Source organism: Paenibacillus sp. FSL H3-0321, from assembly GCF_038002865.1.
In the GTDB taxonomy this organism is placed as follows: Bacteria; Bacillota; Bacilli; order Paenibacillales; family Paenibacillaceae; genus Paenibacillus_AQ.
In genome coordinates this window covers 7,110,069-7,131,802 of record NZ_JBBODH010000001.1, presented here as the reverse complement: position 1 = coordinate 7,131,802, position 21,734 = coordinate 7,110,069, and the positions used below count along the sequence as shown (strand labels likewise).

Annotated in this window: 21 protein-coding genes and 1 tRNA gene; 7 read left to right on the top strand and 15 right to left on the bottom strand. The window is 51.5% G+C overall.

Translation table 11 applies throughout. The features are described from left to right. Window positions 1–121 precede the first annotated feature (121 nt). Both MHI45_RS31435 and MHI45_RS31430 read right to left on the bottom strand, forming a co-directional pair. Complete coding sequence (locus MHI45_RS31435; RefSeq protein ID WP_076112344.1) at window positions 122–1,969, bottom strand: sensor histidine kinase; 1,848 nt, start codon at window positions 1,967–1,969, stop codon at window positions 122–124. A gap of 59 nt (window positions 1,970–2,028) precedes the next feature. Then, a complete protein-coding gene (locus MHI45_RS31430; RefSeq protein WP_076112343.1) occupies window positions 2,029–3,759 on the bottom strand; it encodes a response regulator in 1,731 nt (576 codons plus the stop codon). Window positions 3,760–4,046: 287 nt separating this feature from the next. On the opposite strand from MHI45_RS31430, the gene MHI45_RS31425 reads away from it, so the two are divergent. The 3 genes from MHI45_RS31425 to MHI45_RS31415 are packed head-to-tail and all read left to right on the top strand — an operon-like array spanning window position 4,047 to window position 6,185. Next, window positions 4,047–4,340: a PadR family transcriptional regulator gene (locus MHI45_RS31425; protein WP_076112382.1), complete on the top strand. Its 294-nt coding sequence runs from the start codon at window positions 4,047–4,049 to the stop codon at window positions 4,338–4,340. Further along, the gene (locus MHI45_RS31420) at window positions 4,337–5,491 is read left to right on the top strand and encodes a DUF2812 domain-containing protein (RefSeq protein WP_076112342.1); all 1,155 of its coding nucleotides are present in this window, start codon (window positions 4,337–4,339) and stop codon (window positions 5,489–5,491) included. Before MHI45_RS31425 ends, MHI45_RS31420 begins: the two co-directional genes overlap by 4 nt. A 16-nt stretch (window positions 5,492–5,507) precedes the next feature. Then, window positions 5,508–6,185, top strand: a complete 678-nt coding sequence (locus tag MHI45_RS31415; RefSeq protein WP_076112341.1) for a DUF7002 family protein — start codon at window positions 5,508–5,510, stop codon at window positions 6,183–6,185. Here MHI45_RS31415 and MHI45_RS31410 read toward each other — a convergent pair. The 6 genes from MHI45_RS31410 to MHI45_RS31385 all read right to left on the bottom strand — a co-directional run bounded on the left by MHI45_RS31410 (window position 6,166) and on the right by MHI45_RS31385 (window position 9,456). Continuing rightward, window positions 6,166–6,822 carry a hypothetical protein gene (locus MHI45_RS31410; protein ID WP_076112340.1) on the bottom strand — a complete coding sequence of 219 codons (657 nt, stop codon included), beginning with the start codon at window positions 6,820–6,822 and terminating at the stop codon, window positions 6,166–6,168. The genes MHI45_RS31415 and MHI45_RS31410 overlap by 20 nt on opposite strands. 56 nt (window positions 6,823–6,878) lie before the next feature. Beyond that, window positions 6,879–7,301 carry a hypothetical protein gene (locus tag MHI45_RS31405; protein WP_076112339.1) on the bottom strand — a complete coding sequence of 141 codons (423 nt, stop codon included), beginning with the start codon at window positions 7,299–7,301 and terminating at the stop codon, window positions 6,879–6,881. Continuing rightward, window positions 7,298–7,501 carry a helix-turn-helix transcriptional regulator gene (locus MHI45_RS31400; RefSeq protein ID WP_038589712.1) on the bottom strand — a complete coding sequence of 68 codons (204 nt, stop codon included), beginning with the start codon at window positions 7,499–7,501 and terminating at the stop codon, window positions 7,298–7,300. The genes MHI45_RS31405 and MHI45_RS31400 overlap by 4 nt, the downstream gene beginning before the upstream one ends. Window positions 7,502–7,662: 161 nt before the next feature. Continuing rightward, complete coding sequence (locus MHI45_RS31395) at window positions 7,663–8,529, bottom strand: alpha/beta fold hydrolase (protein WP_076112338.1); 867 nt, start codon at window positions 8,527–8,529, stop codon at window positions 7,663–7,665. Further along, on the bottom strand, window positions 8,526–9,122 hold the full coding sequence (locus MHI45_RS31390; RefSeq protein ID WP_076112337.1) for a TetR/AcrR family transcriptional regulator: 597 nt from the start codon (window positions 9,120–9,122) through the stop codon (window positions 8,526–8,528). The genes MHI45_RS31395 and MHI45_RS31390 overlap by 4 nt, the downstream gene beginning before the upstream one ends. Window positions 9,123–9,372: 250 nt before the next feature. Beyond that, window positions 9,373–9,456: transfer RNA gene (locus MHI45_RS31385), tRNA-Leu, on the bottom strand. A gap of 179 nt (window positions 9,457–9,635) precedes the next feature. Here MHI45_RS31385 and MHI45_RS31380 point away from each other — a divergent pair. Beyond that, on the top strand, window positions 9,636–10,091 hold the full coding sequence (locus MHI45_RS31380) for a hypothetical protein (RefSeq protein WP_076112336.1): 456 nt from the start codon (window positions 9,636–9,638) through the stop codon (window positions 10,089–10,091). Window positions 10,092–10,164: 73 nt separating this feature from the next. Here MHI45_RS31380 and MHI45_RS31375 read toward each other — a convergent pair whose 3' ends face one another. From MHI45_RS31375 to MHI45_RS31365, 3 genes are all read right to left on the bottom strand, one after another. Then, on the bottom strand, window positions 10,165–10,383 hold the full coding sequence (locus tag MHI45_RS31375) for a hypothetical protein (RefSeq protein ID WP_076112335.1): 219 nt from the start codon (window positions 10,381–10,383) through the stop codon (window positions 10,165–10,167). Window positions 10,384–10,520: 137 nt separating this feature from the next. Then, window positions 10,521–10,838, bottom strand: a complete 318-nt coding sequence (locus MHI45_RS31370) for a hypothetical protein (RefSeq protein ID WP_038589706.1) — start codon at window positions 10,836–10,838, stop codon at window positions 10,521–10,523. A gap of 105 nt (window positions 10,839–10,943) precedes the next feature. Next, window positions 10,944–11,516, bottom strand: coding sequence for a xanthine phosphoribosyltransferase (locus tag MHI45_RS31365; RefSeq protein ID WP_038589705.1), 573 nt, complete (start codon window positions 11,514–11,516; stop codon window positions 10,944–10,946). A 180-nt stretch (window positions 11,517–11,696) separates the two neighbouring features. Here MHI45_RS31365 and MHI45_RS31360 point away from each other — a divergent pair, with 180 nt between their 5' ends. Beyond that, window positions 11,697–12,818: a YkvI family membrane protein gene (locus MHI45_RS31360; RefSeq protein ID WP_076112334.1), complete on the top strand. Its 1,122-nt coding sequence runs from the start codon at window positions 11,697–11,699 to the stop codon at window positions 12,816–12,818. A 140-nt stretch (window positions 12,819–12,958) separates the two neighbouring features. Here MHI45_RS31360 and MHI45_RS31355 read toward each other — a convergent pair whose 3' ends face one another. Genes MHI45_RS31355 through MHI45_RS31345 form a run of 3 tightly spaced genes read right to left on the bottom strand, consistent with a single transcriptional unit; the run spans window position 12,959 to window position 18,856 of the window. Then, window positions 12,959–16,321 carry an AAA family ATPase gene (locus tag MHI45_RS31355; RefSeq protein WP_076112333.1) on the bottom strand — a complete coding sequence of 1,121 codons (3,363 nt, stop codon included), beginning with the start codon at window positions 16,319–16,321 and terminating at the stop codon, window positions 12,959–12,961. Further along, complete coding sequence (locus tag MHI45_RS31350) at window positions 16,318–17,715, bottom strand: metallophosphoesterase family protein (protein ID WP_083675756.1); 1,398 nt, start codon at window positions 17,713–17,715, stop codon at window positions 16,318–16,320. The genes MHI45_RS31355 and MHI45_RS31350 overlap by 4 nt, the downstream gene beginning before the upstream one ends. A gap of 4 nt (window positions 17,716–17,719) precedes the next feature. Then, the gene (locus MHI45_RS31345; protein ID WP_076112332.1) at window positions 17,720–18,856 is read right to left on the bottom strand and encodes a glycosyltransferase family 4 protein; all 1,137 of its coding nucleotides are present in this window, start codon (window positions 18,854–18,856) and stop codon (window positions 17,720–17,722) included. A 184-nt stretch (window positions 18,857–19,040) separates the two neighbouring features. On the opposite strand from MHI45_RS31345, the gene MHI45_RS31340 reads away from it, so the two are divergent. Then, entirely contained in the window at window positions 19,041–20,435 is a 1,395-nt protein-coding gene (locus tag MHI45_RS31340; protein WP_076112331.1) for an RsmF rRNA methyltransferase first C-terminal domain-containing protein, read from the top strand. Between the two features lie 113 nt (window positions 20,436–20,548). Further along, window positions 20,549–20,638, top strand: coding sequence for a YjcZ family sporulation protein (locus tag MHI45_RS31335; RefSeq protein WP_218642532.1), 90 nt, complete (start codon window positions 20,549–20,551; stop codon window positions 20,636–20,638). A 255-nt stretch (window positions 20,639–20,893) separates the two neighbouring features. Here the strand turns inward: MHI45_RS31335 and MHI45_RS31330 are convergent, their stop codons facing one another. Then, window positions 20,894–21,694 (bottom strand): Cof-type HAD-IIB family hydrolase, encoded by an 801-nt coding sequence (locus MHI45_RS31330; protein ID WP_076112330.1) that lies wholly within the window; start codon window positions 21,692–21,694, stop codon window positions 20,894–20,896. Window positions 21,695–21,734: the final 40 nt, after the last annotated feature.

Here is a 21,734-nt window from a genome sequence, read left to right as displayed (position 1 = left end):
CGCCCAAGATGGCTCACCCCCAACTGTTTATGGGTTAATTATAAAGATCTACCCGGGTCCTGTTGTAGGAGGTAAAGCGATTATTTCTGGTCTCAGGCGACTGTAAAAAAAGCTGCTGGAACTATTCTGATGAAACCGCTTTAAATCTCACAGTAACAAGGGTTCCCTTTCCGATCTCCGTCTCAATGGACAAGCCATACCGGTTGCCTGAGAAATAGCGGATTCTTTCATTGACATTATAGAGCCCAAACGAGCCCTCCAAACCGCCCGGCTGACTCCCGGCAGATGGATCGATCAGCAGACGGTTGGCCTGATCCTGGCTCATTCCGGTCCCGTCATCAGAGACTGTGAGCACGATATCCCCCTGCTCATGAGCTGCTGTGATCATGATTCCCCCTTGTTTTTGCTTTGTCTTGCGGATGCCGTGAAGCAAAGCGTTCTCCACCAGAGGCTGCAGCGTCAGCTTCGGCATCATATATTGTTCAAGCCCCGGTTCCGCATGAATAGTGAACGTAAACGTGGATGGAAAGCGGTTTTGCTGAATCTCCAGAAATACCTTGGCCAGATTCAGCTCATCCACAATGCTGACGTTGTCGCGCCCTTGGTTCAGGCTGAGCCGGAAATAACGGGCCAGCGCTTCAATCATCTGGCTCGTGTCCTCAGCGTCATGGGCAATGGCCGACCAGTTGATCATATCCAGGGCATTGTACAGGAAATGGGGATTGATCTGCGCCTGAAGTGTGCGAAGCTGAGCCTCCCGCTCCTGCATCTTGGCCTGATACGATTCTTCCATCAGGTTATTGACCTTGTGAATAAGATGGTCCACACTGCGCTCCAGCAGCCGGAAATCACCATCAGGCATAGAACGGCGGTCTTCCAGCCAGCCGATCCCTTCCTTACGGATCATTTTGAGAATCATCTGTACTCTGCGCTGCATGCCTTGAATCATGAACATGAAGAGAACAAAGACCAATACCAGGAACAAAACCGTAATTCCCGCGAGTGTAGCAATACTGGTGAACTGATTCATCGCTGTAGCCCTGTGTGAAATCTCAGGCTCCGATACCTGTGCGACCAGCTTCCAGCCAGTCGTTCCGATGGTGGTGTACACTACGTTTACTTCTTCACGGCCTAACGAGCGCTTTAGTATGCCTTCCTCCGAGTGTTCGATGGTATCAAGCAGCTCTTTAGGCAGGACATCCGCGTCCTTTTGCAAATTCCCTGCTTTATTATCCGGCTTATTCAGACCGGCACTATCTGAACTGTAGATCAATCTGCCGCTGGCATCCGATAGAAAAGGAGCGTACTTGTCCGAGAACTGCAGCTCCGACATAATCTCCCCGATCAGACCTTCGGACACATCCATCACGAGAATACCTACAATCTCTTCATATTCCTGGGGATTGCGCAGCATCCGGGCAACGGAAAAAATATTCTTTTTACCAATGTCGTTATACTTCTCCTGATAAACACCGGTCCATACCATCCCCCCACCGGCCTCTATCACCGATTCATACCATGGATATTGCTTTGCGTCCTCGAAGGAATACAGATTAATCCGGTCTCCGGCATACAGGCGGGAAGGATCAACAAAAAACCGCAGGCGGAAAATATCCTCATTCTCCTGTGCGGTTTCGGCCAGATTGCGGAGCTCCTTAATTTGTTTTAGCTGCTCCGTGATACTGGCTTTCTGGAGCAGATTATCGTAGAGGATTTGGTTCATAAACACCGAATTGCTGCTGTCGCGGATGTGTTCCAGCTTGTAGGTTAAATTCAGCCCTGCCTGCTTAAGTGTAAGCTGCATCGAACGGGTAACTTCCTGTTCCAGAATTTCATTGGACCGCTGATAGAAGGAGGCCAGTAAAATGGACACCGGCAGCAAGATTAGCAGGGCATAGACAAGCAGCCACTTTCTTGCGGCCAGAATCCCCTGTCCAAGTCCAGTCAGATAGCTCCATCCCAATTTCATAAAGGTGACACCTCATTTCTCCGGCCTTTTTGTCGTATCGCCCTTGGGAGGCTCAAGTTCTAATTTTGCTGTTCTCTGTAGGCGCTGGGTGTGCTCCCGGTCATTTTTTTGAACAGCTTGCTGAAATGGCTGGGATCGGTATAACCTACGGCATAGCAGACCTCGTAAAATTTGTTCTGCGGATCTCTCAGCAGCATTTTAGCCTTTTCAATCCGCACTTTGGTCAAATATTCAAACACGGTTTCGCCCGTTTCCTGCTTATACAGCAGCCTTACATAGGTAGGACTGAGATATACGCCTGCTGCAATATCGGCGATCGTCAAATTGTCCGCATAGCGCTCTCCGATTAGGCGGCGGACCCGTTCAATGACATCACTGGACTTTCCGCTGCGTTTGGCCTCCACAAAATCACTGACATGCCGCAAATACGACTCCGTATACCGCAGCAAATCCTGAATCGTTTCCTGGCGCATAACCAGCTTCCAGGCTTCCATTTCCCGTTTCTCCCACTCTGCCGTCATGCCGTTCAGCTCCAGCAGCACCTGGCTGGACTGCAGAATCAGGTGGAGACTGACATTCTGCGCGTAACGGGAGCCCTGCCCCCGGTTCAGCTCCAGCAGGCCAAAGATTCCACTCAGTTCCCCCTGCAGCCGGCTTTGATCGCCTGACTTAAGGGCAGTGATTACGCGTTCGCTCCATTCCGGCTCAAAGCGGTAACGCAGATTCTCTCCAGACTCAATGTTGTCCATCGTCAGAATGCGATTTTTACCCAGATACCATTTCTGGTCGGCGGCAGCTCTTGCCTGCTTATAGGAGGCCGGCACCTCAGAAAGGCTGCCTACTCCATCGCCCACCCCGATAGTTACACTCAGCTTCAGCCATTTCCGCAGATTGTCGCGGATCGATTCCGCCAGCAGCAGCAATTCGTTCTCGGGAGAGCGGTCAGCTGAAAGCTCCGCATTTCCTCCAGCTTCTCCTGGCCGGGGCACTGCATCTAGAATATCTGCCGCCCTGCCCGAAAGCTCTGGTTTGATCTCCCTGTCCGCCTCCTGCCCTCCAAAAGACCGGGTGAGCAAAATACCGACATACTCTCCCGGCTCCTTCTCAAACGTCACACCGCGCATTTGCTTATCCGTTAACTCTTGAATGATATTCAGCACCGTATAGGACAAAAGCTGTTTATCCCGCTCACTGCGTGAATCCATTACCTGCGGAACATCATCAATTACGATGACCATAATGATATAGCTGTCCGCAGAGAGCAGCGGCAGTCCCAGAAATTGCAGTTTACCCTGCACCTGGGCCATGTTGATGTTATCGCTGACCACCGACAGCAGAAATTTCTCGCGCAGCAGCGGCATGCTCTGGGTTAGCTTAACCTGCATTTCCTTTACCCGGTCCCGCTCCCGCCTCTCCGCATCCAGTGCAGCAGTCACTTTTCCCATCACGGCGTACAATTCTTTCCTGCTGACTGGTTTGAAAATATAATCAGCCGCATGCATCTGCAGCGCCGATTTCAAATACTCTGCATCGTTATGCCCGCTGATGAACACAATTTTGGCATCCGGCAGCAGTGCACGGACCTCCGCAGCCATCGTAATTCCGTCCATAGAAGGCATTTGCACATCCGTCAGCACAATATCCGGTCTAAGCTCACGTATGAGCGTAAGCCCTGTATCTCCGTCATCCGCGGTTCCGATCAATTGAATCCCTTGTGCTGCCCAGTCTACATAAGTGCGCAGCCCGTTCACCACCGAGGGCTCATCATCCACAATGACTAATGTTTTCATATTCTCAGTTCCTCTCCTATATGAGATTATTTGTTTCACAGAATTAAATACCTTATTTCATTGTAAAAAATTTCAACCCATTAAGATATTCTTCTGCAAAAATAATACAAAGTAGGATTAATGGATTGTAGTCCCCCTCATTTCTTATTTCCCGGGAAAGTTTCTTTGCATAATAAGTCACGTCGTGATATAGTCACGTTATGACATAGTCGCGATGAGACATATATTTTGTGAAAAAGGTGATCCTGGTGTCCTCCATTGAAAAAGCACTTAAAAAGTACGTGCCGATGACCGAGACAGCATTCTACATTCTGTTGTCCCTGACCAAACCGCGCCACGGATACGGAATCATCAAGCATGTTGAAGAATTGTCAGGCGGACGGCTCAGACTGGGGTCAGGTACGGTCTATGGAACATTGACCAAAATGAACAAAGACGGCTTGATCACCGTATTTGCCGATGAAGAGAGAAAAACGGTATATGAGGTATCGGAGCTTGGAAAAAAAGTAATGACCGTAGAAATTGGCAGATTGAAAGAACTGCACAGCAATGCGATTAACTGCGAGGAGGAATTCTTATGAAGACTGTATTTCGGCCTTTCTGGAGCTATGACTTGCTCAAAACAGAAACCTGGCTGACCGGGATGGCCAGCCAGGGATGGCTGCTTGAAGGATGGAATATTAAACTTCGGCAGTTTATTTTCCGGCAGGGTAAGCCGGGTAACATTACCTATCAAATCGGGTATGCTCCATCAGCTCAAACCTCCTTGTCCACCTATCTGGCCGCTGAGGGCTGGACAAGGAACATGCATCAAGGGAAGTGGACCATTTATGCCAATGAACGGCAACCCGGCCAAATTAACGCCTACCCCTCCCGCCAGGAAGCGATCAAGCGAAACCGGAAGATTTCTTATTTTTTCATGGCGATTATCGTTTATTTGTTATTAATTGCACTAATTCCGCTAATCACGATAGGTTTTTCCCTTTCCCAGGATACGCCCCTCCGGGTAGTGAAAAGCCCCATGTGGCTGGTTACCTATACCGCTGCAGCCTTCGCCATCGCCCTGCTGGTACTCGCGTTCTATTCCGTTAATAAGATCAGAGCAGCCAATAAAACATTACGCGGGGACAATCAAGACAGCCACGCACTTGACGTACAGCCCAACCCTGCCGGGCCCAAGATCATCCGGATCAAACTAGCCTGGATGTACGCTCCGGACCGGCTGGAGCAGTGGCTTGAGAACAAAGAACGGCTTGGATATAATCTGTGTAAAGTCGGTCCAGGCGGAACGCTGTTCTATTTCTGCAAAGGCAGTCCACGGCGGATGAACTATCATGCCGACTATCAAGTGATTTCCGATGAAGGTTATTTGGAGCTGAACAGGGAGGCCGGCTGGAAGAACGTCTACAGTTCCCTCTCCTCCTTGCAGAAATGGACGATCTGGAGCCGGGAATATTCGGAAGGCGCTGAGCGCCCTGAAATATACAGTGATCAATTCCACCGCTTGAAGCACGCCCGAAAAATCGCCATCAGCTACACTTCGCTATTCCTCCCGATGCTTCTGCTCTATAGCGTGAATTTGGGGGCATTCATTGATGGCATGCTAAATGACGGAATCACCGCTTTCCGGGCATGGAACACTTCGTTAATGTTCATCTGCATGCTCCTCTTCGGGTCGTTCGCGGGCAGAACCTGGCTGTATTACCGGCGTCTCAAAAACAGTAAACCGTAAAGGACAAAATGCCAATATGAAAACAATCACCCTAGCAGCTATCACTAAAAGCCCGTTAAGACGCTCGCTCTACCATTTCACAAGAGCGCGCAATCTGCCGGGTATTGCCGGACTGGACAGACTGGCCGCATCCGTGCTTTTGGACCCTGAGCATGCATGCGGTATGCACCGGACGACACTGCAGCAGTCCCGTTATCAAGGCCGCTCAGTCTGGTTAAATGCCCATCTGCGGATCACTCCCGAGGCCATGGCCCCGGATACAACGCCGGAGCAATTCCGCGCCTGCCTTGACCGGCATGTCTTCCTGTGGCCGACGGAGCGTGATTGTCTTGCCATGGCTGCTATGTACTCCCGCAGAGAACCCGGCGAACATTTTGCCATCCTGAAATTCTCGGCCTATGAACTGCTGAGTGATCATTTTGAGCATATCAGGCTGTCCAAATATGACTCCGGAAGCTCCCCCCGTTATCCGCACCGGATGTCTTACCGCAAGAGCTGCGGGATGCTGCTGCCCATTGAACGTTTCATGGAAGCTGCCGGACATTCGATCCCAACCAAACCTTCCGAGATCAAAGAAGTGCTGGTTGAACAGCAATTGACTTCGGTAAGCCGCTATCTGCAGACGGTATATTGCTCCGACCCCGGGCAAGTCCCCGGGGTCTGGAAGCCGCTTTTTATGCCGGGATACCTGTAAAATAAAAACCAATAAACAACAATCCGGGCATTAAGGTTGCCGGGAAGCCTTTGAATCCCTTTTTATCTTTAACAGCAAGAATCACGGCAATGTTCAGCAGCTGTCCTGCCAGAATGGGCAATACAGCAAATAACAGGCCGGACTCACTGTCCGATTTCAATGCAACCATTGTCAGCATCGAATAAAAGACCAAATCCCCCACACCGATGACCGGAATCAGCCCCCGTTTCCCGGGAACCGGAAGACAGATGGACAGCCGCACGGCTGTATTATTTTGTCCCATTAGTTTGGCATTAAGTGTGAACCGCCCTCTCTTGGTGAAACTAAACACATCCATTACCACCACTCCGAGGGCAGCACCAATAATCGCACTCTCCGAGACGAATATGTAGGCTGACAGCATATACGCAAGAAACAGTGCGCAGACGATGTTCAAACCATTGTGCAGATAAATAACAGTCCGGCTGATACTCTTCTTCCAGATCCAAATATTTGCCGCAAACGCAGCTGTGAATCCGGCAATGGCAATCGCATGTGGCAACTCACGGACAATTCCCGCCAATGTCGTTATCAGCGCCGTAAGAAAAAATATATAGGTTAATTCCCAATGCATCCTGTTCTTCGCAGCATCATCCATTGTGATCTTCCTCCAGTGTTGAGTAACCCCTTGTATTTCCGCTTCTCCCAGATCGGCTACATCTGTTTGCTGTATTTAATCATGTAGAAGAGTTGCGTAAAATAGCCAAATAAATAAAGGCCAATGGTAGTCAACACCACCCATAGAGAAATTCCTGCAAAGATAAACAGAAACGGCAGTGCAATCATGACCACAAACATAATATCGAAGGCTTTGGCCTTGGCTTTCATCCGGATAGCTGTATTGCGTTCGTCGCGGAAATCAATCACAGCCTGCTTTTTGAGCTTGGGGTGCTTCTGGTAATACCCTTGAACGATAAGATTAGCGGCACTCATACTGAACAGCCCCGAGCCTATCCCCACACATATTCCGGCAAGCTTTTCTGTACTTTCATCAATCACCAGAAGTCCGGCTACAGTCAAAATACCTCCAAGCAGCAGCAGAATAGTAAACAGCCAAACTGTCTTGTTCATTTTCATTCCGATTCCTCCTCATAGATAAAAATATCTTCAATGGCCAGCTTGAAATAGCGGGCAATTTTAAAGGCTAGAATAATGGACGGATTGTATCTCCCATTTTCGAGCGAACCAATGGTCTGCCGCGAAACTTCTAATGCCTCGGCAAGCTCCTCCTGCTTGATCCCCCGCTCCTTGCGAAGCTGCTCCAATCTGTTTTCCATGCTTTCACCTCACTGATTACGGAAAGTTAACTTTCCATAATAATAGCATTCACCTTTTTCAATGTAAAGCACACTTTCCATTTCCTCATAACTCTAATAAATACAAAAAAGGCCCTTGATGGCATCACTACCAAATCAAGAGCCTGCTAATACGGGCAGAACTATTTAAAAAAATTCTCTATTTCCTTAATAATAGTTTCAAGATTTCTGTTGTTTTGAAAATGGCTTGCATTTTCCAGGACAATAATTTTTTGCAGATGATTAAAAATCTCTTTCGACCTTGGAACAACCTGTTCAGCAGGGAAAAATATATCTTGATCAGCGACAATTAGTAAGGAAGGTGCGGTGTACGCCATCAATTCTTCCTTGGTTGCATACTTGGGAAATACCGTTTCCAACCGGACATAATCATATATGTATTGTATCTGCAACAACAAATCTTCATGGATTTCATCGTCGAACATTGCTGCACAAGCCTTATATAAATTTCTATCGGTAGAAATCACTTTATATACAGCGAGCGGAATAAGTATCTTCCTCATCATGCCCATCATTTTACCTCCCGCAATACCTGAAGGTACAAGAAATACTGCTTTTTCAATACGCTCAGGTGCGTAGGCAGCCAAACGTATAAGTATTCCGCCTCCGTACGAGGGTCCAATAAATTTCGCCTTCGCTAGACCCAGACCATCCATAAAATCACAAACCCACTCAGCATATTCATTTGTTTTGGGATTGAGCCGGATTTCATCACTTTTGCCCGGATGTCCGATGGTATCTGGCGCAAAAATACGATAGATCTTAGAGAGAGGTTCAAACCACTTGAGCGTTATTGGATTTACTACATTTCCTCCATGAAAGCAGATTAAGGGTGGTGCCGTTTCATCACCCCCGACTAAAATATGGGTTTTGCCAAATCGCGTATCCACGTATCTGCTCTCAAATTTCGTATCCAGCCGGGATTGCAGCTTGTCATAGATGTGAAGTATTTTTTCTTTACCCAAGGGACTTTTATAGATTGACTTCATCGCTCCACCCTCCCTTCAAAAATCCTCTCCGCAAGACTTTCGATAAAGAAATGCACCACTTCTTCATGATGCTCTCCGCTAATCTCATTTTTATGAAGTACTGTGAAAAATATCGCCCTCATAGCAGATGATACAAAGCCTATATCACATTCAACCTCAAGGTACTTTAAGAGCATTGAGATTTCGTCCTCGTCATCCGATAGATGTTCTTTAACGGTTTCTTCCGGCAGCTTTTGGATCAGAAGCTCGTAATCACCGTTTTGAAGATTTAGAATCCACGGGTTTTTCTGGACCTCTATAAACATTTGCTTAAGACCCTGGATAAAACTCTGCTTTGGGGGCTCATTAGAGGTTTTTAATGCTTCAAGCATTGCATTCTTTATACGTTTATCAACGTTTTTAAGAACATCGAAAAAAAGCAGTTCTTTTGATGGATAAAATAAATAAAAGGCACCTTTTGATATACCCGCCATTCTGACGAGCTCGTCCACGCTGGTTTTTTTAATTCCATACTTTCCCCAGCATATCTCAGCCTTGCTTAGGAGCCTTTCCTGTATGATCTCCTTTTCTTTATCGCTAAATTTCTTCGCCATGCCGCCTCCTTAATACTCTATGACCGTTTTTGACTTTATAGTCATATAATAACGTTTTCACTCCTTGAAATCAATAGGCATCCCTGTTTTCTTGCCCCGGGTTCTTATACTCCATAAGAGCTGAACAAAGACGTTCACATGCCAGGAGAAAAGGCAACTAACGCTGGCGGCACGTTCAATTCGCCTAAATATACTAAGCCAGACAAAAGAGAAAACCCTTCCTAGGAAGGGTTTTCTTTGTAAAGCACGATGCGGTCAAGAGGACTCGAACCTCCACGATATTGCTACCACTGGCACCTGAAGCCAGCGCGTCTGCCAATTCCGCCATGACCGCATATTATGATGACTCGCTTTCGCGGTCACAAGATATATCATATCATACTGAGAAATCAGAGTCAATCTTTTTTAATTTTTCATTGGTTTCATTAATTTTTGGTTAAATATTGCTTTTATTGATGAATAAGAGGTATAATAAGAACAAAGGTTCGCATAATATAAATGAGGTGATTTATAATGGCGACTACCAAGAGAAGTACACTAATCACACCAGCTATTCCTGAAGATATAACCAAAGACGAATTGTCCCTTGTCAGAAGCTATCTGCTGCTAACGTTTATTCATAAAGTATTTGAACGGGATTGCCGGGTGATCGGCAAGAGTGGTCTGTTTAAGACGCCTCAGCTTTACATGGAACTGGTGTCCAGCGCAACCAAGAAGACCTCGCTAATGCTGCAAGAGGTAACCCGTGAGCTGGCTTCACATCATTTGAAGATCACCACCATCCGCCAGGATCAGCGCGGCGTTGAAGCACAATATTCCTGCCGCGGTTATGTGGGAGAGATCAACATCCCGTGGCCTGGATTCCGCAATGAAATGATGCTGCGCATGCGCGCTTATCTCGGATTAAATCCCGAGCTCACTGTTCTCCCTAAGGAAGACAGCGTCGAACAGATGGCTATGTCCATCTAATAGCATAATGAAGTATATAAATAATGACAGCCCTTATCCATAACCGGACAAGGGCTGTCATGCTGTGAGTTGCTTATATATTGTCCGGATCTTGTCTAGGCTCCGAGAAAGGCTGATACACGTAATTACGGTCAAGCTTCACTACCCGCTTATTGGGACGGCGCACCATTACCTGTGACTCGTCCCAGGCCAGTACAATACCCTTGACGTCATTGCTCTCCAACGCATCACGTACGACACGTATTTTCTCTCCGGATATCCGGTACGCATCCAACTGTTCATCACTGATCATGTGGTAATACTCCCCTCTCTCCGTTAGTTAGCTTGTCCATTGTCTCCCGCAATTCACTCATGAAAAAGGCCCGAATGATAAATCATCTGGGCCTCAGTTCCTTACTAGAAAGCAATTCTGTATGTCTTATGAAGATACTATATCAGCGCTTCATTCTTCTCAAACCAGAAATCAAGAACTTTAGCGGACATCACACGTTCTTCCAGATATTCAACCTGATGATCACTGAAGTTCTGTTTCCAGTTGAAATCCAGTTCTTTACACAAACCTGTGATTGTCAAAAGTTCCGACCAGGCTACATAACGTTTGTACCAGAAAAATTGAGGATGTTCAATCATATAGGGATACAGATCGTCGAACTCCGTGTGTTTACAATCCAGCGCACGCTCGAAATGATCCTTGGCCTCGGATAATTTATCTATAAAGAATTGCTCTGTCACCGGTTCTTTCCCCATTGTGACGCCTCCTCTCCTATGTCTAATGTTTATTATAAAGGAAAAGTCATAGGGTGAAAAGCAGATGTTTTAAAAATAGGCTATACACCTATTAATTGCCACTGCTTAGTCGCCAAAGACTATTGTTCCTTCACTTAGAGACATAATTCTGACCAGCGACTCCAGACGGATGCCCTGTTCCCGGATGGTGCGGGCTCCTGCCTGAAAGCTTTTTTCCACTACTACGCCCAGTCCCACCAGTTCGGCCCCCGAGCGCTGGATGATCTTGATCAGTCCGCGTGCTGCATCACCATTGGCGATAATATCATCAATAAAAAGAATCTTATCATCCGGGGAGATATACTGGCGGGACAACATAATATCAGTAACGATTCCCTTGGTGAACGATGGTACTCTTTCGCACAAAGCATCAGGATCGGCGAGCAATGTTTTTTTGCGGCGGGCAAATACAAGCGGCACCTTCATTTCATAAGCGGTGGCAAATGCCACGGCAATACCCGAGGACTCCACGGTAACTACCCGCGTAACTCCTGCGTCCGCAAATCTCCCGGCAAACTCCCGTCCCATTTCCATCGTCAGCATGGGATCCACCTGATGGTTGAGCAGACCGTCTAGTTTCAGCACCTGATCCGAAACGACGACCCCTTCCTGCAAAATCCGCTGTTTCAATACTTCCATAACTTTGAACCTCCATTACCCTTTATAATTTCAGACATTCCACTCTAATACACCCATTTGCCATTAGGCGGAAGTCATGTCCTTCTGTTCCTCATCATAACCTGTACTATACGGACTGCACAAGGCAATCCTGCGGGCGGTGCCCATTTTTTATATTCATAGCATTGAAGGAGGCGAGCCATGAAATCCCATGTCCGCACATTGCAAATCGCTTTCACTTATATTGGCACCATTGTAGGCGCCGGCTTTGCCACCGGCCAGGAAATCCTCCGGTTTTTCACCCGGTACGGCCACTGGGCGGTATTAACCATTCTGCTCGCGACGGTGCTCTTTATTTGGCTGGGCACCAAGATGATGGTGATTGCCCGGCGCATCGAAGCCGATTCTTATGAAGACTTTAACCGCCATCTCTTCGGCGAGCGGGTTGGCAGCAGCATCAGCCTCTTTACCTTGATCGTTCTCGTCGCAGTCAACAGCATCATGCTGGCAGGGGCAGGGGCAATATTTCAGGAGAATTTGGGATTGCCGTTCCAGGCAGGTCTGTTGATTACAATATTCGGCTCATACTTTTTACTGAAACGCGGAATTTCCGGTATCCTGCAAATCAACAGTGTTGTCGTGCCCTTAATGCTTACTTTGTCGCTAATCATCATTTCCAATACGCTCGGTGTGCCGGGAGCAGGGCGCTTTCTGTTCCTTGAAACCGATCGCAGCATCTTCGGGGCGTGGATGTCGCCGCTGCTCTATACCGCCTTCAACCTCGGGATGGCCCAAGCCGTGCTTGTTCCGCTGGCCCGCCATACCGATGAAGAAAAATCCTTGGTGCGGGGCGGCATCCTCGGCGGGGCAGGGATCGGGTTCATGCTGCTGGCCGCTCATTTTGCCATGAGCTCGCAAATGCCTGGCATCCTGCAGTTTGAAATCCCTATGGGCAGCATTGCCTTCCGGCTAGGCCCCCTTGTGCAGAGCATTTATCTGCTGCTGATCTTTCTGGAAATCTTCAGCACTTTTGTGGCCAATATCTATGGAGTCGGAGTACAGCTTAAACAGCATTTGCCAATCGCCCCGTCCCTCGTCACTCCCCTGCTGATGCTGATCTGTTATTTATTCAGCCAATTTGGCTTCAGCTCACTATTGGGAGTTTTCTACCCTATATTCGGTGCCTTGGCGCTAGTCTGGGTTATTATGCTGCTGCGCGCGCCTATGTCTCCTCCGCCCCGGATAGCTGACCCTTCCGGCCCGGAAGGCAAAGCCATCACCATTGTAGCTGTCAAACCGGTGATTCGGATCACACGGAAATAACAGCTGGAAGGATGAAGCAACTATTCCCTCCGGATGAATCCACTTCAGCGAGAAATAGAAGGATAATTTATAGCGTGAAGCATATAATTTCTTTTAATTTAAAGAGCCGTACGGCCGCTTGGTTCGCAGCCGTACAGCTTCTATACAGAGATCACAGCGGCTGCCGGTATCAAACGTGCAGCCGCTTCGGCTACATGCCGGTGGCAGGTCATCATGACAATCTGCCGGGAAACCGACAATTCACCGATCAGTGCCAGTGACGCATGCAGGCGGCGTTCATCAAAGTTGACGAACAGGTCATCGAAGAGCAGCGGCAGGCTGGCCTGGCGGGTCATCGTCTCTGCCAGGGCCAGACGGATAGCCAGATACAGCTGTTCCGCCGTTCCCCGGCTGAGCAGTCCGCTGTCCAGAAGCCCGGCATCCTTATGCTCCGCCTTCAACTCCTTGTGCCCAAGCGTCATCACGATTCTCAGGTATTCCCCTTCCGTCAGCTTGTTGAAATACGCCGAAGCCAGCTGCAGTACCTGCGGCTGCTTCTCCTGCTCGTAGATGCGGCGTGTCCTTCCCATCAGTTCGGCCGCCAAGGCTGATACAGCATACTGTCCGGCCAGAAGCTTCAGTGCCGCCCGCTGCTCCTCCAACTGCTGGAGGACTGTGTCTTCCAGGCAGCGCTCCTTCAAATACTCGCGCTCCTGCAGCAGTTTGCCCCGGTGCTGAAGCAGCGCATTGCGTTCTTCCTCAATATTTGCCGCAGTATCCTCCGCTGCTGACCGTTCCCGCTCCAGCGCAGCAGCATCATGATGCTCCAGCAGCTTCTGCAGTTCAACCGCTTCCCCGTTCTCCCATCCGCCGAACATGGCCAGCTCCCACTGGCGGATCGATCTGGTCAGCTCCAGACGCCGCTGCACGGCTGACGAACGGCGCAGAAATTCCTCGCCGTCCGTAGCACCGCCCTCCTGCAGCAATCTGCCGCTGCGCTCATTCAATACCTCAAGTGCTTGACGGCCCCCGGCAAGATCCGCCTGTACTTCATGCAGCCGCTCTTGGGCAGCTTCCCGGCGGAGCAGTTCCGTCTTGAGCTGGTCCCAATCCCGCTTTCTGATCTCCAGCCAGCTCAGCAAAGTGAGCGCGGCAGTTCCAGCGACAGGTTCTATTAATGGCAGAACCCGTGTATTACCTGTACTTGCTGTATCGTTCAGGAATAAAACCTCAGTATTTACGAATGGCAGCAAACCCGAGGGATCTGCTGTGCTTGCTGCAGCGTTGTCGGCGGCAGCTGATGACAGTTCGCCCCCCGGCGCTGCCTCATGCCATAAATTCAGGCATTCTTGCTCATAAGCAGCACACTCTTCTTGCAGCTCCTTAAGCCGTGCCGCCAGCTTACTCTCCTGGCGCAGCAGCTCGTTCCCCTGCTCCACTCTGGCGAATATATCCGGCAGCCCTTCGGGCGACAAGCCTTCCGGCAATCTATGCTGGCGCAGCCATGTTTCATAGCTCTCATCCAGCTGGGTAAATTCAGCCTCTGCACGGTCCATCTCTTCGGCCAGCGCCCGCTCCTGCCCGGAGAGTGTCTCTACCTCTGTCAGGCAGGTTTCCCGCTCCCCGGCCAGCCGTTCCACCCGCTGCCGCCAGGCATTCCAGGCTTCCATGAGCCTGCGAAGCTCCTTCATGCCAGCCTCCAGCCCGCTTGCTTCAGGGCTGGGCGCTGCCGCCGGCCTGCGGCCCGGCCGGCTTAAAGCACTCTCCGGCTCCGCACCGGAGAGCAGCAGCCCGCGCAGCCGCAGCATCTCCGCTGCGGCCACGCTCCCGTCCCCGCCATGCTCCGGCGGGGACGTTCCCGGTCTGCGCGCGGCGCGCAGACCGGCCCAAAGGGCGAGGTCCGCGGCGGCCAGCAGGCCGAGCGCGGTCCAGGCGCTGACCGGCGGCGCACCGGTCAGGTACAGCGCAGCCGGCAGCAGCAGCGTCAGTGCTGCGCCTGCCGCAAGCAAGCGCCGGTACAGCGCAGCCCGGCGCTCTCCCGCGCCGGAGCCGCCACCGGCGCTGGGGCCGCCACCGGCGCTGGGGCCGCGCAGCGGCCCTGCCCCGCCGAGCTGCGCTTCGCGCCAGCGCTCGGCGGCCTGCTGCAGCTCGTCCCACAGCTGCAGCACTTCACGCGGGCTGCGCGGGGCGAGGCCCGCGAAGTCCGCGGCGCCGCTTGCGTGCTCGCGCGCAAGCGAACGTTCCGCCGCCTGCAGCGCAGCGCCCGCGGCGGCGAGACGGGAGCGGAGGCTCTGCCGCTCCGCCTCACGCGCTTCCATTCGCCGGTCATACCCGGCGAAGGATGCCGCGAAGCGCCGTGCGGCTTCACGATCCGCCGCCGCACCGGAGAAGTCCGCCAGCTCGGCTAGGCTCCAGCCTGCGCCAATCCCGCGCAGGATGCGCTCCAGATGCTCATGCAGCGCAGCAAGCTCGCCCGTGAGACGCTGCCGTTCCGCCCTCCGGTCCTCATAACTGGAACGCCGGCGGTCCAGACGCTCAAGTGCCGGTCCTTGAGCAATCAGCAACAGATCCGGCGGATGTTGGGCAAGCTCAGCGATAAGCTCCTGCTCCAGACGCTCCATGCGGAATACCGCTGCTTCGCTGCTGCGGGTCTCCCCTTCAAGGGACTGCCAGCGAACTGCACCGTTCTCCGGAAAGACCTCAATCACCGGCAGCTCTGCCAGCTCCAGCCCCGCTTCCCGCCACTTCAGCCACAGCTCGCGGATGTCCTGCACCTTCCGCAGTTTGACCAGCATCTCCCCGGTGGAAGTCCGCAACTTTTCCAGCCTCGCCAGCTCCAGCTGCGCATTATCCAAAGCTGCAGTATTCTCATTATACCGGGGAAGATAAGAACGGCTCTCAGCCATTTCACGTTCCAGCTTGTCGATGCTTTGCAGGATTTTGGCCGCATCCTGCACTTTGCCGCGCGGCTTATACAGCTTCTCGGCTTCCTGAATCAATCGCCGCTCGGCCCGCATAATTTCGCCGCCGCCGCCCATCCCGGCATGGAATAAATAGCTGCTCATCTCCTCGGACTGCAGTGCCCCAAGCTCCTGAAGCTCGTCCAGCGATACGGCAAACAGCTGCCGGAACATGCTTCTGGAAATGCCGCCGAGCAGACGGCGCTCCATTTCCGCTTGCCCCACTTCCTCGGACCGTCCATCCGGATAGCTGACAGTAATATTCAGCTTTTCGCTGCGTCCCGCCGTCTCTCCACCTGCGGCGTAACGGCGGATTCTCCATAGGCCTCCCTGCTCGTCATTCGCCGTCAGCATGCCGCCATGCAGACCACCCTGTGTCGGCTCATACCTTTCCGCCAGATTCACCCTGGTCGGGATCCCAAAAAGCATCGCCCGGATGAACTGCATCGTAGTACTTTTACCAGCCTCATTACGTCCAAACAGAACGGTTACGCCCTCCTGCAGCTCCAGTTCCCGGTTATGCAGACGCCCGAAGCCTCCGATCTGCACATGCTGTATCTTCATCCTGTACTCCCCCGCTCCTGCCGGTCGGTAGAATGCCCGGTCCCTTCGCTGGCTGTATCCGTTGCACCTGGCAGTCTGATGTCTGCTTTCTCCCCCTCAGCGGTCTCTTCCACCCCGCTAAGCAGTGTAATCCCCAGCTCTGACGCGCTTTTCAGCCAGCCCCGTTTCTCCTCTTCATCTGCCGAGGACAGCAGTCTGCGGAGCTCCTGGTTCTCCATGAGCGGCTTCAATGCACTTCCGATCAGTTCATCCAGTCCTTCCGTCGTCTCCCCGCTGCGCCCCGACAGCCTCAGCATTTCACCCAGGAAGCTATCTTCCCGCAGCAGGCGTTCCCGGTCTATCGCCAGACCCGTTTCCACCGAGAAACCCTCGGTCCACACGAGACCGGCATATTCTTTCCGCTCCGCACGTTTCGCTTCACGCCGCTGCAGCTCAGAGAGCAAATCATCCGCTGCACCCTTTTCTGCCAATACCCTGTGCACGCCTCCCCTGCCCGTAAGCCGAAAGCGCACAACCGACATCATTTGCGGAAGCCCATTCCTGATTTCCTCAACTGCCTGCTCGACAGCTTCAACCCATTTCACCTCATCCTCTAAGCCTTCAATGGAAATCTCCCGCACCTGCCAGCGGACGGAATCCAGTTCATGAAACTGGAGAGATGCAGATCCTGCTTCATCCACATCCACTACATAACAACCTTTGGGTCCGGTCTCTTTAATGCTGCGGCCCTGGATATTGCCCGGATACACTATAGACGGACGCTCATGCAGAATACTGCGTTTATGTATATGTCCCAGCGCCCAATAGTCGAATCCCCGGCTGATCAAATCCTTGCGGGTGCAGGGGGAATAGGTTTCGTGCTGAAGATCCCCATCCACGTTGCCATGTAGCAGCGCAATATGAAACAGGCTGCTTCCCGTCCTGCGGCTAAATTTCAAGGCAGTATTCTCCGTTACCTTTGCTGTTGGATAGGAAATTCCACTGACTACAGCAGCCTCCTTCCCGTCGCTCCGGCGGCGGGCGATGGCCTGTCCCGGCTCTCCGGAACTAAATACAGTAACATGCTCTGGCGGTTCTGTTGCCAGACGCGGCCCGTCGAGCGGATCATGGTTGCCATGAATCAGAAAGACCTGGATGCCATGCCTTCCCAATTCCTGCAACGCTTCCTGAAACCGCAGCTGGCCCTGCAGCGAAGCATCGGAGATATCATACACATCCCCGCTGATGACCACAAAATCAACTTCTTCATGAACGGCTACGTTAACAAGCCGCCCGAGGGCGGCGAAGGTGGACTCCCGTAAATAGGAGCGTATAGCCTGCGGAAGCTGCGCCAATCCGGCAAAACGGCTGTCTAGGTGCAGATCCGCGGCATGCAGGAAACGAAAAGGAATCATCTGCTCACCCTCTCGTTCCCGGCTGATATTGCAGATAGGTTTTTTTGAGCTCATTGGCCACCCGGGTCAGCGAATACAGGCTTTTTGCTTTATCCCAAGCCGAACGGGACAGCTCATAGCGGTAACCCGGATCGCTGATTACTTTTTCCAGCGCATCCGCCAATGCCACCTCATCGTCAGGATTGACCAGAAGTCCGTTCACCCCGTCCTCAATTTGTTCCGGAATCCCTCCCACATTCGTGCCGACAAGAGCCAGACAGCTGAGCGCCGCCTCCGCAAACACCGAGCCAAAGGCCTCCGCGCGTGAAGGGAGTACAAAAATATCAAAAAAAGGCATGAATTCTTCCGGATGCAAAGTGTATCCGTAAAAAATCGTCTCATTATAAATGCCCAGATTCTGGGCTAATGACTCCAGCTCACCGCGGCTGGGACCATCCCCAATGATGTGCAGCACATACTCATGGCCCCGTTTGTTCAGCTCGGCACAAGCTTTAAACAACGTATCTATCCCTTTGGCCGGTACAAGCCGGGTTACGGTCACCAATTGCGGGATGCTGTTGTCATGCGGAACAGGCTTGAATCTTTTCTCATCGAAGCCGTTTGGAATGACGCCAACGCTCGAGGGCTGGTCAATATATGGCGCTAAATAATCGGCAAAAGAGCGTGAAACCGTCATCAGGCGGTCACTGACATGCTCCAGCTCACGGTATACCGAGACAAGAAATTGATGCTCCGGACCGCCTTCTTCAATGATTCCATTCAGAATCAGCTCACGTTCATAGCTGGAATGCAGGGTTTGGATCAGCGGGATTTCCGGATAGATCTTTTTCATCGCCAGACCGGCAATCGGATGATGGGCATGGATCAGATCATACTTTTTGCTCATCCGCAGCTTCGTCCACCATATATAATCGCGGTAGGTCTGAATATATTTTTGTACAACCGGACTTTCGCCATACTTAGTCCAATCAAAGGTCTCAAATACAATCTCTTCGCGCCCCTTGCCGCGAATCCGTTTGGGCAACCAGAAGAGATCCATATCCCAGCGGCTGGAACGGAAACGTTCCTGGAGATAAGGAATCATTGAAGAAACACCACCGGGCTGTTCCGGCGGGAAGAATAGCGCTTGCAGCAAGTTCATCTGGTACATCCCCTTTACAATTGCCCTGATTACAGTGAGACCCGGCAATTATGATATAGTAATAAATATGTACAATTACTGGTACGCTAAGGTCCCCTACCTTGATTTTATCGGTATCCACCTGAAACAGCAACCAAGAAGAACGCTTGAGCCTGAATTGATTTTGACAAGAGGAGAATGAATGATGACGGAAGAACAGCTGCCCGCCGCTTATACCACTGCCATGAGAGAAATGCTGGGGCAGGAGGCGGACGCTTTTCTGCAAAGCTATACTTTGCTGCGGACCCAGGGTCTGCGATTCAACACTTTAAAAAGCCAGCTTGGAACCGGCATCCGCGCTGCCGAACATGCGGTTTCCTTATTCGGCCTTACACCGGTACCTTGGTGCCCCTCAGGGTATTACTACGAACATCCGGCCCGGCCCGGACGGCATCCCTACCACACCGCCGGACTATATTATATTCAGGAGCCCTCGGCAATGTCCGCGGCCGAGCTGTTGGGGCCGCTTCCCGGTGAGACGGTGCTCGATCTTGCCGCCGCTCCCGGCGGAAAGACGACACATATCGCCTCTCTAATGCAGGGACAAGGTCTGCTTGTGTCCAATGAGATCCACCCCGAGCGGGCCAAAATTCTGGCCGAAAACGTCGAACGCCACGGCATCTCCCACGCACTGGTGACCAGTGCAGCTCCGGGGGAGCTGTCACGGCGTTTCCCGCAGGTCTTCGACCGGATTATGCTGGATGCCCCCTGTTCTGGTGAAGGTATGTTCCGCAAAGATCCCGCTGCTGTAAGCGAATGGTCTCCGGGCCATGTCGAGATGTGTGCGGCAAGACAATGGGATATTTTGCAGGATGCCTATATCATGCTGAAACCGGGCGGCAGTCTGGCGTATTCGACCTGTACCTTCAACCGCAGCGAGAATGAAGATACCATCGCCCGGTTTATAGAGCACTATCCCGATATGGAGCTGATTGCCGGGAAACGCCTCTGGCCGCATCTGGAGAAAGGCGAAGGACATTTCGTCGCCCTGCTGCGCAAGGCACCTGCAGAAGAAACTGCGAATAGCCGCAGTAAACGGGGCAGCGGACGGGGCAAAAACAGCCCGCGAACAACCTCCTCCGTACGCGATGCTTACCAGCAGTTTCTGGGCTGGGCAGCGGAGCATCTGCCAGGATTCACCGGCCAGGGTGTACCTCTGCTCTTTGGAGAATCCTTGTACCTGCTCCCGGAGACATTTAACGATAGCCTGCATACCGGTCTGCTCGAAGGCCTCAAAATCCCGCGGGCCGGGCTGCATGTGGCCCATCTGAAGAAAAACCGGATCGAACCGGCCCATGCTCTGGCAATGTCTCTTCAGCCCAGTCAAGCTGCACGTAGCTGGGACCTTCCGGCCGATAGTCATGAAATTCAGGCCTGGCTGCGCGGGGAGAGCCTGCCGGTTCCGGCTGAGCTGCATGGCTGGACACTGGTCACCGTTGATGGACTTCCCGTTGGCTGGGGCAAAGCCAGCTCCGGTCAACTGAAGAACCACCTGCCCAAAGGGCTGCGGATCTTAAAAGCCCATATTGACGAGCAATAGGCAACTAACCAGTTCCTGATGCCTCCCCCGGCATATGATGACATTATCCCAAGGACGCCGCAGCATAACTGCGCGGCATGGGAACTAGACATGAGTTAAGGGAGGAATCAGACATGGGTGCACATCCAGGCTTCACATCGACCGGTGCGATTTTGGTGCTCTTTATTTTACTTGTCATCATTTCCCGTTCGTTGTTTGTCTAATTCCGATCGAGCAGCAACACACAGTGGTACCAAGCGGCCCGCCGTCCCTTTAAGGGGCGGTGCAGCCGCTTTTTTGCATTTCTAGTTCACGGCTGTTTATATCTAGCAATGTTTTATCTGTCATCGCAGATTGGATAAAGCAGATCAATTAAGCAGAAAAAAAGCATAAACCAGCGCCTCAGGGCACTAGTCTATGCTTCCACACTTAGTTTCACACTTCACTCTTCACACTTTTACTTCATACTTTCTCAAGCATTACGATAGGCAGTACTTCACCAGCGCGTCACGGACCCCGCTGTCGTTGTTGGTTCCAGTAACCGCGTTTGCCGCTGCTTTGACCTCGAGTGGTGAATTGTCCATCGCAACACCCAGTCCAGCGTAGGTAAGCATCGAAATATCATTATAATAATTCCCGATTGATAAGACTTCCTCCTGAGGGATCCCAAGCTGCACAGCCAGATTCATCAGTGCGTTCCCCTTGGAGGCCTCGGGATGCATGAAGTCTACAAAAAATTCGCCGCTGCGCAAAATGTTGTACTGCTGCGTCCAAGTGCCCCATTCACGCTGTGCTTCATCCAGAATGTCCGACTGGGTGAAAACCGTAAATTTCACAATCGGTTCACGGAAATCATCCCAGGCCGGCAGTGAAGCAGGCATAATCCGGAAGTGCTCGTACATAAAATTAGCCTCTTGGGTCAGATTCTCCACATTATCGACGTACATATCAAAAGCGGTATTAACATCGAAATGGATATCACGCTGCCGGCAATAATCAATGTAAGGGTCGAGTCCACGGGCATCCAGCCCGAATTGATGCAGCACTTTGCGGTCATTGACACGGACCGTTGCCGCTCCGTTGTGGCCCAGCACATACCCCGACAGGCCCATTTCTTCCATAAATGGAATCGAGTTCTGCGGGCTGCGGCCTGTACATAATACTATCTGGCCGCCTAGCCGCGTAACCTCAGCAATTGCCTCTTTGTTCTCATCACTTAAGTGGTGATCATCATTCAACAGTGTTCCGTCTACATCCAGCGCAATCAGTTTGTATCTCATACCCCACCATCCTTGTCTGTCTTTTATATCTATATATGCA

Excerpts from the sequence above, each read along its gene's own strand:
- MHI45_RS31435 (WP_076112344.1), bottom strand. The coding sequence starts at position 1,969 with ATGAAATTGGGATGGAGCTATCTGACTGGACTTGGACAGGGGATTCTG.
- MHI45_RS31430 (WP_076112343.1), bottom strand. The coding sequence starts at position 3,759 with ATGAAAACATTAGTCATTGTGGATGATGAGCCCTCGGTGGTGAACGGG.
- MHI45_RS31425 (WP_076112382.1), top strand. The coding sequence starts at position 4,047 with ATGACCGAGACAGCATTCTACATTCTGTTGTCCCTGACCAAACCGCGC.
- MHI45_RS31420 (WP_076112342.1), top strand. The coding sequence starts at position 4,337 with ATGAAGACTGTATTTCGGCCTTTCTGGAGCTATGACTTGCTCAAAACA.
- MHI45_RS31415 (WP_076112341.1), top strand. The coding sequence starts at position 5,508 with ATGAAAACAATCACCCTAGCAGCTATCACTAAAAGCCCGTTAAGACGC.
- MHI45_RS31410 (WP_076112340.1), bottom strand. The coding sequence starts at position 6,822 with ATGGATGATGCTGCGAAGAACAGGATGCATTGGGAATTAACCTATATA.
- MHI45_RS31405 (WP_076112339.1), bottom strand. The coding sequence starts at position 7,301 with ATGAAAATGAACAAGACAGTTTGGCTGTTTACTATTCTGCTGCTGCTT.
- MHI45_RS31400 (WP_038589712.1), bottom strand. The coding sequence starts at position 7,501 with ATGGAAAACAGATTGGAGCAGCTTCGCAAGGAGCGGGGGATCAAGCAG.
- MHI45_RS31395 (WP_076112338.1), bottom strand. The coding sequence starts at position 8,529 with ATGAAGTCAATCTATAAAAGTCCCTTGGGTAAAGAAAAAATACTTCAC.
- MHI45_RS31390 (WP_076112337.1), bottom strand. The coding sequence starts at position 9,122 with ATGGCGAAGAAATTTAGCGATAAAGAAAAGGAGATCATACAGGAAAGG.
- MHI45_RS31380 (WP_076112336.1), top strand. The coding sequence starts at position 9,636 with ATGGCGACTACCAAGAGAAGTACACTAATCACACCAGCTATTCCTGAA.
- MHI45_RS31375 (WP_076112335.1), bottom strand. The coding sequence starts at position 10,383 with ATGATCAGTGATGAACAGTTGGATGCGTACCGGATATCCGGAGAGAAA.
- MHI45_RS31370 (WP_038589706.1), bottom strand. The coding sequence starts at position 10,838 with ATGGGGAAAGAACCGGTGACAGAGCAATTCTTTATAGATAAATTATCC.
- MHI45_RS31365 (WP_038589705.1), bottom strand. The coding sequence starts at position 11,516 with ATGGAAGTATTGAAACAGCGGATTTTGCAGGAAGGGGTCGTCGTTTCG.
- MHI45_RS31360 (WP_076112334.1), top strand. The coding sequence starts at position 11,697 with ATGAAATCCCATGTCCGCACATTGCAAATCGCTTTCACTTATATTGGC.
- MHI45_RS31355 (WP_076112333.1), bottom strand. The coding sequence starts at position 16,321 with ATGAAGATACAGCATGTGCAGATCGGAGGCTTCGGGCGTCTGCATAAC.
- MHI45_RS31350 (WP_083675756.1), bottom strand. The coding sequence starts at position 17,715 with ATGATTCCTTTTCGTTTCCTGCATGCCGCGGATCTGCACCTAGACAGC.
- MHI45_RS31345 (WP_076112332.1), bottom strand. The coding sequence starts at position 18,856 with ATGAACTTGCTGCAAGCGCTATTCTTCCCGCCGGAACAGCCCGGTGGT.
- MHI45_RS31340 (WP_076112331.1), top strand. The coding sequence starts at position 19,041 with ATGACGGAAGAACAGCTGCCCGCCGCTTATACCACTGCCATGAGAGAA.
- MHI45_RS31335 (WP_218642532.1), top strand. The coding sequence starts at position 20,549 with ATGGGTGCACATCCAGGCTTCACATCGACCGGTGCGATTTTGGTGCTC.
- MHI45_RS31330 (WP_076112330.1), bottom strand. The coding sequence starts at position 21,694 with ATGAGATACAAACTGATTGCGCTGGATGTAGACGGAACACTGTTGAAT.